At 73.0% G+C, this 14,708-nt stretch carries 12 protein-coding genes; 6 read left to right on the top strand and 6 right to left on the bottom strand.

Annotation, left to right across the window (positions count from 1 at the left end):
* Positions 1–227: 227 nt before the first annotated feature.
* Complete coding sequence (locus ABZ899_RS06450) at positions 228–836, top strand: HAD family hydrolase (RefSeq protein WP_361341525.1); 609 nt, start codon at positions 228–230, stop codon at positions 834–836.
* Here ABZ899_RS06450 and ABZ899_RS06445 read toward each other — a convergent pair.
* Complete coding sequence (locus ABZ899_RS06445) at positions 821–1,072, bottom strand: hypothetical protein (protein WP_361341522.1); 252 nt, start codon at positions 1,070–1,072, stop codon at positions 821–823. The two genes, ABZ899_RS06450 and ABZ899_RS06445, sit on opposite strands and share 16 nt — an antisense overlap.
* Before the next feature lie 565 nt (positions 1,073–1,637).
* Between ABZ899_RS06445 and ABZ899_RS06440 the strand changes: the two genes are divergently transcribed.
* Positions 1,638–2,021 (top strand): cold-shock protein, encoded by a 384-nt coding sequence (locus tag ABZ899_RS06440; RefSeq protein ID WP_361341519.1) that lies wholly within the window; start codon positions 1,638–1,640, stop codon positions 2,019–2,021.
* A 30-nt stretch (positions 2,022–2,051) separates the two neighbouring features.
* Here the strand turns inward: ABZ899_RS06440 and ABZ899_RS06435 are convergent, their stop codons facing one another.
* The 4 genes from ABZ899_RS06435 to ABZ899_RS06420 all read right to left on the bottom strand — a co-directional run bounded on the left by ABZ899_RS06435 (position 2,052) and on the right by ABZ899_RS06420 (position 5,557).
* Positions 2,052–2,900 (bottom strand): 1,4-dihydroxy-6-naphthoate synthase, encoded by an 849-nt coding sequence (locus ABZ899_RS06435; RefSeq protein WP_361341516.1) that lies wholly within the window; start codon positions 2,898–2,900, stop codon positions 2,052–2,054.
* A complete protein-coding gene (locus ABZ899_RS06430; protein ID WP_361341513.1) occupies positions 2,890–3,537 on the bottom strand; it encodes a futalosine hydrolase in 648 nt (215 codons plus the stop codon). Before ABZ899_RS06430 ends, ABZ899_RS06435 begins: the two co-directional genes overlap by 11 nt.
* A 23-nt stretch (positions 3,538–3,560) precedes the next feature.
* Positions 3,561–4,037 carry a DUF2771 domain-containing protein gene (locus ABZ899_RS06425; RefSeq protein WP_361341510.1) on the bottom strand — a complete coding sequence of 159 codons (477 nt, stop codon included), beginning with the start codon at positions 4,035–4,037 and terminating at the stop codon, positions 3,561–3,563.
* Between the two features lie 92 nt (positions 4,038–4,129).
* Positions 4,130–5,557 carry an MFS transporter gene (locus tag ABZ899_RS06420; protein ID WP_361341507.1) on the bottom strand — a complete coding sequence of 476 codons (1,428 nt, stop codon included), beginning with the start codon at positions 5,555–5,557 and terminating at the stop codon, positions 4,130–4,132.
* 291 nt (positions 5,558–5,848) lie between these two features.
* Here ABZ899_RS06420 and ABZ899_RS06415 point away from each other — a divergent pair, with 291 nt between their 5' ends.
* From ABZ899_RS06415 to ABZ899_RS06400, 4 genes are all read left to right on the top strand, one after another.
* On the top strand, positions 5,849–6,775 hold the full coding sequence (locus ABZ899_RS06415; RefSeq protein ID WP_361341504.1) for a DUF3027 domain-containing protein: 927 nt from the start codon (positions 5,849–5,851) through the stop codon (positions 6,773–6,775).
* 109 nt (positions 6,776–6,884) lie between these two features.
* On the top strand, positions 6,885–10,007 hold the full coding sequence (locus tag ABZ899_RS06410) for a molecular chaperone Hsp90 (RefSeq protein WP_361341501.1): 3,123 nt from the start codon (positions 6,885–6,887) through the stop codon (positions 10,005–10,007).
* Positions 10,008–10,185: 178 nt separating this feature from the next.
* A complete protein-coding gene (locus ABZ899_RS06405) occupies positions 10,186–11,121 on the top strand; it encodes a hypothetical protein (protein WP_361341498.1) in 936 nt (311 codons plus the stop codon).
* A 177-nt stretch (positions 11,122–11,298) separates the two neighbouring features.
* Positions 11,299–12,207 (top strand): hypothetical protein, encoded by a 909-nt coding sequence (locus ABZ899_RS06400; RefSeq protein ID WP_361341495.1) that lies wholly within the window; start codon positions 11,299–11,301, stop codon positions 12,205–12,207.
* 15 nt (positions 12,208–12,222) lie between these two features.
* Here ABZ899_RS06400 and ABZ899_RS06395 read toward each other — a convergent pair whose 3' ends face one another.
* Positions 12,223–14,619, bottom strand: coding sequence for an HAD-IC family P-type ATPase (locus ABZ899_RS06395; RefSeq protein WP_361341493.1), 2,397 nt, complete (start codon positions 14,617–14,619; stop codon positions 12,223–12,225).
* Positions 14,620–14,708 lie beyond the last annotated feature (89 nt).

Raw genomic sequence — 14,708 nt, 5'->3', positions numbered from 1 at the left:
GACTCCCTCCTCCGCCTTGCAGCCGCACGCACCAGACCCCGCTCGGGCACGTCACCATGTCCCGTCGGCCACAGCCGGGCTGATCCAAACGAAAGACCCTGGGCGATGTCTCCCGCCGATCACGCGGGGCGCCCGGCGGTCCGGCCTGACCGGCAGGACACCCCCTGGGCGGTGCCCGCCCGGGCCCGTGGGACGGCCGTGCGCGGTGGCTGGGCACAATGGCGCATATGGCACTCACCGTCGGCTTCGACCTCGACATGACCCTCATCGACTCCCGTCCCGGGATCCACGCCTGCTACCGGGCGCTGACCGAGCGGACCGGGACGTACATCGACGCCGACCTCGCGGTGACCCGGCTCGGGCCGCCGCTGGAGGAGGAGCTGGCGAACTGGTTCCCGGCCGAGCGGGTCGCGGCCGTCGCCGAGGAGTACCGGGCGATGTACCCGGCGTTCGCCGTCACCGCCACGGCCGCGCTGCCGGGCGCCCGCGAGGCGATAGCCGCCGTACGGGAGGCGGGCGGGCGCGCGATCGTCGTCACCGCCAAGCACGAACCGAACGCCAAGCTGCACCTGGAGCACCTCGGTATCGAACCCGACGCGGTCGTCGGCGACCTGTGGGCCGAGCGGAAGGCCGTCGCCCTGCGCGAACACGGGGCGGGCGTCTACGTCGGCGACCACCAGGGCGACATCCGGGCGGCCCGCGCGGCGGGCGCGCTGTCGGTCACCGTGGCCACCGGGCCGTTCGACGCGGTCCAGCTCGCCGAGCTGGGCGCGGACGTCGTCCTCGCGGACCTGACCGGATTCCCGGACTGGCTGGCCGGCTACCGCGCGGCCTGACGGGCCTGACGCCGTCCGGCCGCGATCGACCGGAGCACCCCGGCGCCGGCGACGACGAATCCGACGCCCATGAGCATGCTCAGACCGAACATGAAGGTCGGAAAGGGCGTCGTACCGAGCAGGAACGGGGCCACCGTGACCAGCGTGGCCACGGCGCCGACGAAGAAGACGATCGCGCCGGCCCGGATCAGCCGGTCTCCGGGCGCTGCGGAATTCGTTCGGGTCTTGTCACGCACCGGACCAGGGTAGTTCCCTGCGCGAGGGAACGACCCGGCGACGTCCGGTCACCGGCCCCGGGACCGTCAGCCCGGGTACCGGCGGGTCGAGGTCGACCCGCCGCGGGTCTGCGCCACCTCGCCTGCCTCCGCACGGGGAAGTCCGGGAGTCCGACGGCCGGGAAGACCGTAGGGAATTCCTCCGCGCCCATGGCGTGTAAAGGTCCGGGCAGGGGACAAGAGGGCGGACGAAAGCGAGAGGGGAATGGTGGTCAGCCTTGACTCACCGAAGACTGACGATCGCTGAGGAATTGCACGCGCGTGGAATCGCGCTCGCGTCCTCACCGGCACTCTCGCCGGAAACCACCTGACTGTCGCCGAGGCTCTCGGAGTCTCCCGCGCCACGCTCTACCGGCACGTCGGGCAGCCCCTCACGCTCCCTGCGCCCCCTTGAGCCCCTGCCTTCACCGGTAGGGGCTCAGTCTCGTTTTAAGGCGTGTTCGGCTGGAGAGACCCCCGGTAGGCTGTCGCAACGGCAGATCAAGGGTGTCCGGCCAGTCCGGGAGCGACCGAGGGAGCGTGTGCTTTGCCGACTGGCAAGGTCAAGTGGTTCAACAGCGAGAAGGGCTTCGGCTTCCTCTCCCGCGACGACGGCGGTGACGTCTTCGTCCACTCCTCGGTCCTCCCCGCCGGAGTCGACGCGCTCAAGCCGGGCCAGCGGGTGGAATTCGGCGTCGTCGCCGGTCAGCGCGGCGACCAGGCGCTGTCGGTCGTCCTGCTCGACCCGACGCCGTCCGTCGCGGCGGCCCAGCGCAAGAAGCCGGACGAACTGGCCTCCATCGTCCAGGACCTGACGACCCTGCTGGAGAACATCACGCCCATGCTGGAAAGGGGCCGTTACCCCGAGAAGAACTCCGGCAAGAAGATCGCGGGCCTGCTCCGGGCCGTCGCCGACCAGCTCGACGTGTAGACGGCACGGCCGGGGGGATTTCCGGGATTTCTAGGGGAAATCCAGTGCGTGCGGGTCGAGGGGCGGAAGGAGCCCCTCGGCCGCCGCGCGGGTCAGCAGTCCGCGGACGGCCGCGTACCCGTGCTCCCCGAGATCGGCCGTGAACTCGTTGACGTACAGACCGATGTGCTGGTCCGCGACCGCCGGGTCCATTTCCTGCGCGTGTTCCATGACGTAGGGCCGGGACATCTCCGGGTCGTCCCAGGCGGCCCGCACCGAGGCGCGGATCGCGTCCGCCAGCCCGGTCAGCCGCCCGGCGCCCAGCGACCGCTTGGCGATGATCGCGCCCAGCGGGATCGGCAGCCCCGTGGTGTCCTCCCAGTGCTCGCCCATGTCGGCGAGCTTGTGCAGCCCGTAGTTCCGGTATGTGAAGCGCGCCTCGTGGATGACGAGACCCGCGTCGACCTTGCCGTCGCGGACGGCGGGCATGATCTCGTGGAACGGCATCACCACGATCTCCCCGACGCCGCCGGGCACCGTGTCGGCGGCCCACAGCCGGAACAGCAGATACGCCGTCGACCGCTCGCTCGGCACGGCGACCGTGCGCCCGGCCAGATCGGTGCCGGCCTCGCGGGTCAGCACCAGCGGCCCGCAGCCCCGGCCCAGTGCGCCGCCGCAGGGCAGCAGCGCGTAGTCGCCGAGGACGTACGGCAGCACGGCGTACGACACCTTCAGCACGTCGAACTCGCCGCGCTCGGCCATGCCGTTGGTGACGTCGATGTCCGCGAACGTGACGTCCAGGGCGGGGGCGCCGGGGACGCGGCCATGGGCGAGGGCGTCGAAGACGAACGTGTCGTTCGGGCAGGGGGAGTACGCGATCTGCAACGGGTCAGCGGTCATGTGGGTTCCAACTCCGGAGGACGGGGGTGATCTTCCCGAAGCCCTCGGCGAGCGCGGCCAGCGCGTCCCCGATCCGCCAGGCGGCGCGGTCGCGCGGGCCGACGGGGTTGGAGACGGCGCGCAGCTCCAGCACCGGGGTGCCGTGCGCGGCCGCGGCCTCGGCGACCCCGAAGCCCTCCATGGCCTCGGCGAGGGCGGTGGGGTGGCGTTCGCGCAGACGGGCGGCGCGTGCGGCGGTGCCGGTGACGGTCGAGACGGTCAGGACGACGCCGGGGCGGGCGCCCGTCGCGGACGCCACCTCGCGCACGAGCGCCTCGGGCGGGCGGTGGGTGACGGTGCCGAAGCCCAGCTCCGTGACCGGCAGGAAGCCGTCGGGGGTCTCCGCGCCGAGGTCGGCGGCCGTGATCTCGTCGGCGACGACGAGGGAGCCGACGGGCGCGTACGGCGCGAAGCCGCCGGCGATGCCCGCCGAGACGACCAGCCCGAAGGGGCGGCCGCTCAGGGCCGCGGTGGTCAGGGCCGTGGCGGTGGAGGCGGCGGCGAGGGCCGGGCCGACACCGGCGGCGATCACCTCCGCGTCCGGCAGGTCGAGCACCCGGGACACCGCGTCCCGCTCGGTGGGGACCGCGGTGGCCACGAGGATCCGTAGAGCGGACGTGATCAGCTGTCCTTCTTCAGCTTGAAGGACCACAGGCCGGTGACTCCCCGCTCGCCCTCCTTGATGGAGACGAGCGTCGAGTTGCCGCTGGCGCCGTACTGGGCGTTGAAGAACACGCTGCCCGGGACGGTCCGGTAGGTCTTGGTGCTGGAGTCGGTGAGCGGCTGGCCGTTCATGAGGATGGTCCAGCCCTCGTCGGCGATCTCCGGGTCGACACCGAAGCGCACGGTCTCGTCCGGGTCCACCTTGATGGACTTGATGCCCTTGCCCTTCAGGCACTTGGCGAGGTCCGAGGTCTTCACGGTCTCACCGCTCTCGCCACCGCAGGTGGCCTCCGCGTGGACGGAGGAGGTGCCGACGGTCACCGTGGCGATCGGCGTCGGCTTGTCGCAGGCCGACAGGACGAGCAGTCCGGCGGAAACGGCGCCGGCGGCGGCGAGCGCGCGGCGGCGTCGCACAACGGATTGCAGCGTGGTCATGGGCGAAGGCTATCGGGCGTGTGTCGTGCGCTCTCCATGCGGGGGCGGCGTGCCGTGTCTCGGGCGCGGCACGGCCGGTCGCCCGGGTGCCCTCATTCGACCCGCGCCCGGACGTACCCGCTGTGCCGGGCCGAGCCGAGCAGGCCCTTGACGGTGGTCAGCCAGCCGGTGGCGACGATGGCGGCGCCGACCAGCAGCCCGAGCGAGCCGCGCAGCGGCAGCACGATGCCGACGGCTCCGCCGAGCACCCACGACACCTGCAGCAGGGTCTCGGAGCGGGCGAACGCCGACGTGCGCACCGACTCCGGGACGTCCCGCTGGATCAGCGCGTCCAGGGACAGCTTGGCCAGCGCCTGCGCGAACCCGGCGACCGCCGCGAGGCAGGCCACCATGACCGCCCCGAACAGGGCCGCCGCCGTGAGCGCCACGGCCATCACCAGGCCCACGACGGTCACGATGATGATCTCCGGCGCCCGGGATCTGAGCCAGGCGCCGACCGCCGTGCCCAGCGCGTTGCCGGTGCCGGCCGAAACCGCGACTATGCCGAGGGACACGGCGGCGCTCTGCCCGGACATCGGGTGCTCCCGCAGCAGGAACGCCAGGAAGAAGATCAGGAACCCGGACAGACAGCGCAGGGCGGCGTTGGCGCCCAGGGCGTGGGTGACCGCGATGCCGACCGTGCGCAGGTTCGGGCGCTTGACGGGCTGCCGGTGCGGGCCGTGCAGATGCTGCTCGTCGGCGGCGAGCAGCGCCCGGTCCTCGCCCTTGGCCGAGTCGACCTTCGGGGGCAGCGTGAACGACAGGACCGTACCGGCGATGAAGATCACGAAGGCGCCGTACAGCGGCCAGCGCGGTCCGATCGCCTGCAGGCCCGCGCCGATCGGCGCGGCCACCCCGGTGGCCAGCAGCCCGCCCAGGGTGACCCGCGAATTGGCCTTCACCAGCGAGAACCCCGGAGGCAGCAGTCGGGGCACGACCGCGCTTCTGACCACCCCGTACGCCTTCGAGGCGACCAGCACCCCGAGCGCGGCCGGATACAGCTGCAGGTCGCCGCTGACCACGGCACTGGACAGGACCAGGGCGAGCAGCGCGCGGGCCAGCATCGCGCCCGCCATGGCGGCGCGCCGGCCGTGCGGGAGGCGGTCGAGGAGCGGGCCGATCACGGGGGCCAGGAGCGTGAACGGCGCCATGGTGATGCCCAGGTAGAGCGCGACCCGGCCGCGGGCCTCGTCGGTGGGGACGGAGAAGAACACGGTGGAGGCGAGCGCGACGGTGATCATGACGTCGCCCGCGCCGTTCACCCCGTGCAGCTCGATCAGCTTGCCGAGGCCCGACTCGCCCGCCCCGTGCGCGTGCGTGGCCTTGCGGATGCCGCGCGCCGGGCCGGTGAACGGGAAGTGCAGGGCACGGCCGATGGCGCGGAGGGAGCCGCGCCTCCGGCCCGATCCGCCACGTTGGTTGCGGCCGCCCTCGGGCCCACCGACACCGGTGGCTCCGTCGGGCTGCCTCGCGGTCGCCACCACGCAATAGTGCCCCGTATCGGGGGTGGCTAGTGCCGTTACGGCGCGTATGGAGGCCGCGGGCCGCCGCTCGGCGCGCATCGCGGAGCGCCGAGAAGCACCGTCGGTGTAGGCCCAGCGCCCGCGAACAGGTAGCGTGCGTATCTCAGCCATCCCGCACAATGGATGACGTAGGTGCGCCCGAGCGCGATTCGGACGCGGACGTCGACGCGGCCCACAGGTCCGCTCCGTCCGCTCCGCCGCCTTGAGGCACCCGCACCCGTAAGACGGCGTAGGAGAGAAGCGATACCTGTGAGCGCAGCGACCACGCGAAGCCGCACCCCCGATCGTCTGTGCGCCGAGGCCGTCGACCTCGCCCGGAGCGCCGCGGAGGAGGCCGCCGCACCCGGTGTCGTCGGGGAGCACGCGGGCGTGGTGTCCGAGGGCGACCGCGTGGTCACGCACTTCTTCGAGTGCAAGGAGCTCGCGTACCGCGGCTGGCGCTGGGCGGTGACGGTGGCCCGCGCCTCGCGCGCCAAGGTCGTCACGCTCGACGAGGTCGTCCTGCTGCCCGGTCCCGACGCCCTGCTGGCCCCCGAGTGGGTCCCGTGGAGCGAGCGGCTGCGCCCCGGCGACATGGGCCCCGGCGACCTGCTGCCCACCGACGCCGACGACCTGCGCCTGGAGCCCGGCTACACCGGCGTGGACGAGCCCGGGCCCAACGCGCCCGTCTCCGACGAGATGGCCGAGCTGGTCGAGGCGGAGGACGCCGAAGTCACCGGCGGCACCCCGGCGAACCTGCCGACGGCCCCTTCCCGCGGCTCCATCGCCGCCATCGCGGACGAACTGGGCCTGCGCCGCGCCCGCGTCCTGTCCCGCTACGGCCTGCACATCGCCGCCGACCGCTGGGAGGAGTCGTTCGGCGCGAAGACGCCCATGGCACAGGCGGCCCCCGCCACCTGTGCCACCTGCGCCTTCCTCATCCCGATCGGCGGCTCCCTCGGCCAGGCCTTCGGCATCTGCGCGAACGAGTTCTCCCCGGCCGACGGCCATGTGGTCTCCCTGACCTACGGTTGCGGCGGGCACTCGGAGGCGGCCGTCATGCCCAAGCCGCCCCGCCCGGCCCAGCCGGTCGTCGACGAGACCCGCGTCGACCCCTTCCCGCTGCGCCCGTCCCCGGACTCGGGCTCGGTCCCGGCCACGGCGGACGAGGACTCGGCGGAACTCGGCCACTCCTGACGGGCGCCGCCCGCGGGAATCCCCCTCCTCAGGGGGCCTGGTCGGACGCCCCGCGCATCGGCCGTCCATGAGCGGTACCTTCGTCGCGACGGCGATGAGGAGTGTCAACGTGAGCAAGTTCGTGCGGCCCGCGGCCGAGGGCGCCGACCCGTTCGGTACGGCGCGTCTGCGGCGTGGAGTGCTGGACGCGTGGGCCACCAGCCCCGCCCGTTTCCGGGAGGACGCCAACGCCGAGGAGGACCTCGTCCTCGGCGGGTACCGGGACCGGCTGGTCGTCGAGCTCGCGCAGAACGCCGCCGACGCCGCCGGCCGGGCCGGGGTGACCGGACGTCTGCGGCTCACCCTGCGCGAGGGCGTGCTCGTCGCCGCCAACACCGGCGCACCCCTGGACGCGGCCGGTGTCGAGTCGCTGTCCACGCTGCGGGCCTCCGCGAAACGGGACAGCGAGGCCGTCGGACGGTTCGGCGTCGGCTTCGCCGCCGTCCTCGCCGTCACCGACGAGCCCGCCGTCGTCGGACGCCACGGCGGGGTGCGCTGGTCGCTCGCCGAGGCCCGCGAGCTGGCCCAGGACACCGCCCGCCACAGCCCGGGACTGGGCGACGAGATCCGGCGCCGGGATGGCCATGTGCCGCTGCTGCGGCTGCCGTTCGCCGCCGAGGGCACCGCCCCCGACCCGTACGACACCGTCGTCATCCTTCCGCTGCGCGACACCGCCGCCGCCGACCTGGCGGAGCGGCTGCTCGGCGCCGTCGACGACGCGCTGCTGCTCGCCCTGCCCGGCCTGGAGGAGGTCGTGGTGGAGATCGGCGACGCCCCGCCGCGCACGCTGCGCCGCCGCACCGAGGGCCCCTTCACCGTCGTGGAGGACTCCGCGTCGGGCATCACCCGCTGGCGCACCGCCACCGCCCACGGCCCGCTCACCCCCGGCCTGCTCGCCGACCGTCCCGTCGAGGAACGGCTGCGGCCGCACTGGTCGCTGACCTGGGCCGTCCCCGTGGACACCGCCGACGGCAGCCCCGCCCGCCCCCGCACCGCGCCGGTCGTGCACGCCCCCACCCCCAGCGACGAACCGCTCGGCGTGCCCGCCCTGCTCATCGCCTCGTTCCCGCTCGACACCACCCGCCGGCACGCCGCCCCCGGCCCGCTCACCGACTTCCTCGTGGAGCGCGCGGCCGACGCCTACGCCGAACTGCTCGCCGGCTGGCGCCCGGTGGACGAGGGCGTCATCGCGCTCGTACCCGGCCCGCTCGGCCAGGGCGAACTGGACGGAGCCCTGCGCCAGGCCATCCTGGAGCGGCTGCCGCGGACCTCCTTCCTGCCGCCCGCCCTGCGCCCGCACGAGCCGGACTCCGAGCTGCCCGAATCGCTGCGCCCCCGGGACGCCGAGGTCGCCGAGGGCGCCGGCGCCGACACCGTACGGGTGCTGGCCGAGGTGCTGCCCACCCTGCTGCCCGCCGGGCTGGAGCGGAGGGTGGAGCTGCGCACCCTGGGAGTCGCCCGGGTGCCGCTCACCGACGCCGTGGACCGCCTCGCCGGGCTGGAGAAGGAGCCCGGCTGGTGGCACCGCCTCTACGACAGCCTCGCCGGGGTCGACCCGGACCGGCTGTCCGGGCTGCCCGTACCCCTGGCCGACGGACGCACGACCATCGGCCCCCGGCAGGTCCTGCTCCCCACCCCCGGCGGCACCTCCGTCGCCCCGGACGTCCTCGCCCGCCTCGGCCTCAAGGTCGCCCACCCGGACGCCGCGCACCCGCTGCTGGAGAAGCTCGGCGCCCTCGCGGCCACCCCTCGCGCGGTCCTGACCACACCTCAGGTGCGGGCCGCCGTCGCCGCCTCCCTCGATGAGGGCGGCGCGCCGAACTGGGAGGAGGACGCGCCCGACGCCGAGGAACTCGCCGACACCGTGCTCGCCCTCGTCCGCGACGCCGGCCTGGAGCCCGGCGACGAGCCGTGGCTGGGGGCGCTCGCGCTGCCCGACGAGGACGGGGAGCTCGCGGCGGCCGGCGAACTGGTCATGCCCGGCAGCGCCTTCGCCGAGGTCATGCGGGAGGGCGAACTGCCCTTCGTGGACGCGGAGCTGGCCGAGCGCTGGGGCGAGCAGCCGCTCGCGGCCTGCGGCGTGCTCGCCGGGTTCGCCCTGGTGCGCGCCACCGACGTCGTCCTCGACCCGGACGAACTGGAGCCCCGGGACGGCGACTTCGCCGAGCCCGACGACGCGGGACTGCTGGACGCGGTCGACGTGTGGTGCGAGGACGTCCTGGACCGGTTCCCGGACACCCCGGTGCCGCCGGTCGCCACCGAACTCGTCGCCGTACGCGATCTGGAGCTGGTCGACGACGACAAATGGCCGCAGGCCCTGGCCCTGCTCGCCCGGCCGCCGCTGAGGGACGCCCTCACCCAGCCGGTGCGCGTCCTGCTCCCCGACGGCACCCACGAGGTCGTACGGCCCTACACCGCCTGGTGGTTGCGCGGGCACCCGGTGCTGGACGGCCGCCGTCCCGCGGGCCTGCTGGCCGCCGGCGGCGACCCGCTGCTGCGCGGCCTGTACGAGGAGGCCGACGCGACCGGCTTCGACGACGAGCAGGTGCTGCGGGCCCTGGGCGTGCGCACCTCGGTCGCCGCGCTGCTGGACGAGCCGGGCGGCGCCGCCGAGCTCCTGGACCGCCTCGCCGATCCGGAGCGGACCGTCACCGGGGCCCAACTGCACGCCCTGTACGGGGCGCTGGCCGAGCTGGACCCGGAGCAGGTGACCCTGCCGGACGACCTGCGGGCCGTCGTGGACGGGCGGGTCGAGGTGGTCGACGCGGCCGACGCGGTGGTCGTCGACTCGCCCGACCTGCTGCCGTTCACCGCGGGCGTGCCGCTGCTGCCGGTGCGGCCGGCCCGGGCGGCGGAGCTCGCGGAGCTGTTCCAGGTGCGGCGGCTGAGCGAGTCCGTCACCGGCGGCGTGGACTCCGAGGGCACCGAGCACGAGGTGCCGGAGGCGGTGCGCGTGCTGCTCGGGGCACGGACCCCGGCGTCGTACGTCGAGCACGAGGAACTCGTCGTGGACGGCGTGGAGATCGACTGGCGGCTGACCGACGACGGCGTCCTGCACGCGGCGACCTTGGAGGGCGTGGCCGCCGGGCTCGCCTGGGCGGCCGGGCAGTGGCCGCGCCGCTTCGAGGTGGCGGCGCTGCTGGAGGATCCGTCACGGACCGCGGAGCTCGCGCGGGACCGCTGGTTCGACTGACGGACGGACGCGCAAGGTCACGCGATCACAAAATCCTCACCACCCGTACAACCATTCGCATCCGCCGACGATCTGATCACGCGAGTCAACAGGCTCCACGATCACCTGGGCCGGCTCGCGGCCGTCCTCCTTCCGTGAGGACGGCCGCGGCCGGGCCCTCTTCCCACCAGGGGAGCGCATGCGCATTCGAGCCACTGTGGCCGCCGTCTCCGGCGCCCTGGCCCTCTCCGCCCTCGCCGTCCCGGCCGCGCAGGCCGACGGCGGTCCTTCGCACGGCAAGGACGCGATCCGTGAGGCCGTGCAGGCGGCACGGCAGGCAGCCGGCAACTCCGACCGCAGCACCTTCGCCGCGCAGGACACGGGCGAGCCCTACGCCCTGGACCTCACCTTCTCCAGCGTGAAGGTCAACAACGGCAAGCCGATCGTCGTGGGCACCACCAACACGGTGACCGTCCCGGTGACGTACAAGGTCACGCACGCCGCGGAGCTCGACGTCAACGCCCCGGAGGTCTTCCTGGACGTCGAGATCTACCGCGGCTCGTCCTACGCCGACGCGACGAACGTGCTGCTCGGCGACGACTGGCCGGTGTGCACGCCGACCACGTCGACGACCGCCACCTGCAAGGGCACCCTCGACATCTACCCGGGCTACGAGCTGACCAACGCCGACGCCACGTCGTGGAAGGCCGGCGGCTACGCCTACGACTTCAACGACCAGGACCCGATGTCGGACGACATCGACTGGGACCAGGTCGGCTTCACCATGCAGGGCGACCTGGCGTCCACGAGCCTGCAGCGCTACTCGAAGCTGACGGTCAACGCCTCGCCGGAGCCGGTGACGAAGGGCAAGACCATCACGGTCACCGGCAAGCTGTCCCGCGCCAACTGGGACGACGGCAAGTACCACGGCTACACCAACCAGTCGGTGAAGCTGCAGTTCCGCAAGAAGGACAGCAGCACCTACACCACGCTGAAGACCATCAAGTCGAACTCGACGGGTGAGCTGAAGACCACGGTCACGGCCACCGTCGACGGCTACTTCCGCTACTCCTTCGCGGGCACCTCGACGACCCCGGCGGTCAGCGCCGCGGGTGACTTCGTCGACGTGCGCTAGCCGCCGAGCACCAACCCCCGGAAGCCGTCCGGGGGTTGGTGACGAAGGTCACTGAATTCCCCCGCCGGTGAGACAACCGGCACCGGCGGGCGCGTATCTGATCACATGGGTCAACAGGCCCCGATCACCCGGGCCCCGTCGCGACCAGCGGGGCCCCTTTCCGTACCAGGGGAACGCATGCGCATCAGAGCCACCGTGGCCGCCGTCTCCGGCGCCCTGGCCCTCTCCGCCCTCGCCGTCCCGGCCGCCCAGGCCGACGGCTCCTCCGTGGACCGCGCGGACGTGGCGAAGGTCCGCCGGGCCGCCGTCGCCACCACCGGCCGTGCCGCGGCCGCCGACGGCAGGCCGTACGCCCTGAACGTCTCCTTCTCCGACTTCAAGATCGCCAAGACGGTCCAGGTGGGCACCACCAACCACGTCTCCACGGCCGTCAGCTACACGCTCACCCACGGCGCGGACGTCGACATCAAGGCCGACGACTTCCTCACCGACCCGATCCTCTACAAGGGCTCCTTCACCGCCCCGGAGAACCGGCTCTACGGCAACAAGCCCGCCACCTGCACGGCCACCTCCGCGACGACGGCCACCTGCACGGGCACCATCGACGTCTACCCGGCCGCGAGCGAGCTGATCAACTCCGACGCCGGCAGCTGGAAGGCGTCGGCGGAGGCCACCGCCTTCAACGGCGAGGACCCGGACGCCGAGCTCTTCGACATCACCAAGGTCGGCTACCAGAGCCAGGGCGGCCTGGGCACCACCCTCCTGCAGCGCTACTCCAAGCTGACGGTGAACGCCTCGCCGGAGCCGGTGACGAAGGGCAAGACCATCACGGTCACCGGCAAGCTCTCCCGCGCCAACTGGGAGGACAACAAGTACCACGGCTACACCGGCCAGCCGGTGAAGCTGCAGTTCCGCAAGAAGGACAGCAGCACCTACACCACGGTGAAGACCGTCACCACCAGCGCGACGGGTGAGCTGAAGGCCACCGTCACCGCCTCCGTGGACGGCTACTTCCGCTACACCTTCGCGGGCACCTCGACGACCCCGGCGGCCACCGCCGCGGGCGACTTCGTCGACGTGCGCTAGACATACACCCGCGACTCAGCACGGGACCCGGCGGTCGACCCACTTCCACAGGAATTCCAGGGCGGCCGCCGCCACCGCCGCGATGCCGACCGCGACCCACGGCAGTGTCATCCCGACCAGCCGCAGCGCGAAGAACTCCTGGAGCAGGGGTACGACCAGCACCAGCAGGAACGCGAAGCCCATCGCGGCCACCAGCGCGATCCGCCACCAGGTGTACGGGCGGGCGATGATCGCCAGCACCCAGATCGAGACCAGGAACAGCGTCAGGGTGGCCGCGCTGGTCTCCGCGGGCAGGCTGTCCGCCCCCGAGTAGTGGTGGCGGGCGATCAGATACGTCGCGAACGTCGCCACCCCCGCCACCACGCCGCCCGGGATCGCGTAGCGCATGACCCGCCGCACGAAGTGGGGCTGCGCCCGCTCCCGGTTCGGCGCGAGCGCCAGGAAGAAGGCGGGGACCCCGATGGTGAGCGTGGACAGCAGGGTCAGATGGCGCGGCAGGAAGGGGTACTCCACCTGCCAGAGCACCACCATCAGCGCCAGCAGCACCGAGTAGACCGTCTTGACCAGGAACAGGGTCGCCACCCGGGTGATGTTGCCGATCACCCGCCGCCCCTCGGCCACCACCGACGGCAGCGACGCGAAGCTGTTGTCCAGCAGCACGATCTGCGCGACGGCCCGGGTCGCCTCCGACCCCGAGCCCATGGCCACCCCGATGTCGGCGTCCTTCAGCGCGAGCACGTCGTTCACGCCGTCGCCGGTCATCGCGACGGTGTGCCCGCGCGACTGGAGCGCCCCCACCATGTCCCGCTTCTGCTGCGGGGTGACCCGCCCGAAGACGGTGGCGTCCTCGATGGCGGCCGCCATCTCGTCCCGGTCCCGGGGCAGCCGGCGTGCGTCGACGGCCTTCCCGGCCAGCCCGAGCTTGGACGCGACCGCGCCCACCGAGACCGCGTTGTCCCCGGAGATCACCTTGGTCCGGACGTTCTGCTCGGCGAAGTAGCGCAGCGTGTCGGCGGCGTCGGGCCGCAGCCGCTGCTCCAGGACGACGAGGGCGGCCGGTTCGGCGTCCCGGGCGACCTCGGGGTCGTCGAGCTCGCGACGGGCGCGGGCGAGCAGCAGCACCCGCAGGCCCTGCTCGTTCAGCCGGTCGGCCTCGCGGAGCACGGGGTGGCCGTCGGGGAGCAGCACGTCGGGCGCGCCCAGCAGCCACGTCCCGGTCTGCCCGTCGCCCTCGCTGAAGGTGGCGCCGCTGTACTTGCGCGCGGAGGAGAAGGGCAGGACGGCGGTGCAGCGCCAGTCCTCCGGTTCGGGGAAGGCGGCGATGACCGCCTGGAGCGAGGCGTTGGGGCGGGGGTCGGACGCGCCGAGGGCGCCGAGGACCGTGCGGACGTAGGGCTCCTCGAAGCCGTCCAGCGTGCGCAGCGCGGTGACGTCCATGCCACCCTCGGTGAGGGTGCCGGTCTTGTCGAGGCAGACCGTGTCGACGCGGGCCAGGCCCTCGATGGCGGGCAGCTCCTGCACCAGGCACTGCCTGCGGCCCAGCCGGATGACGCCGATGGCGAAGGCGACGGAGGTCAGCAGCACCAGCCCCTCCGGGACCATCGGCACGATGCCGCCGACGGTCCGGGCGATCGAGTCGTCGAGGTCGCTCCCCTTGACGAACAGCTGGGTGATGATCAGGCCGATGGCGGCCGGGACCATCATCCAGGTCACGTACTTGAGGATGGTCGAGATGCCCGACCGCAGCTCGGAGTGGACGAGCGTGAACCGGGACGCCTCCTCGGCGAGCTGGGCGGCGTAGGCCTCACGCCCGACCTTGGTGGCCTGGTAGGCACCGCCGCCGGCGACCGCGAAGCTGCCGGACAGGACCGGGTCGCCGGGCCGTTTGACCACCGGGTCGGCCTCGCCGGTGAGCAGGGACTCGTCGATCTCCAGACCGTCGGCCTCGACGCACACCCCGTCCACGACGACCTTGTCCCCGGGCCCGATCTCCACCAGGTCGTCGAGGACGATCTCGGAGGTGGCGATCTCGACGGCCACCCCGTCGCGGCGCACCGTGGGCCGTGCCTCGCCGATCACCGCGAGCGAGTCAAGGGTCTTCTTGGCCCGCCACTCCTGGATGATCCCGATGCCGGTGTTGGCGAGGATGACGAACCCGAACAGGCTGTCCTGGATCGGCGCGACGAACAGCATGATCAGCCAGAGCACGCCGATGATCGCGTTGAAGCGGGTGAAGACGTTGGCGCGGACGATCTCGGCCATCGACCGGCTGCTGCGCACCGGTACGTCGTTGACGTCCCCCCGCGCCACCCGTTCGGCCACCTGGGCCGCGGTGAGTCCGGTCGGCGCGACGGTGACGGAGGCGCTGTGCACGGGGTGGTCCACATCGGTGCCCGCGTCGGCATGCGTCATGCATTCGACGGTACGTGCGCGTGCGGGAGTTCACCCGCCGAGTGCGCGGAAGTTCCGACCGGGGGAGGAGCGGCCTCGTACCAGGGGTG

It is taken from the genome of Streptomyces sp. NPDC046859 (assembly GCF_040645135.1).
GTDB lineage: Bacteria > Actinomycetota > Actinomycetes > Streptomycetales > Streptomycetaceae > Streptomyces.
This window is presented reverse-complemented; position numbering and strand designations above follow the sequence as displayed.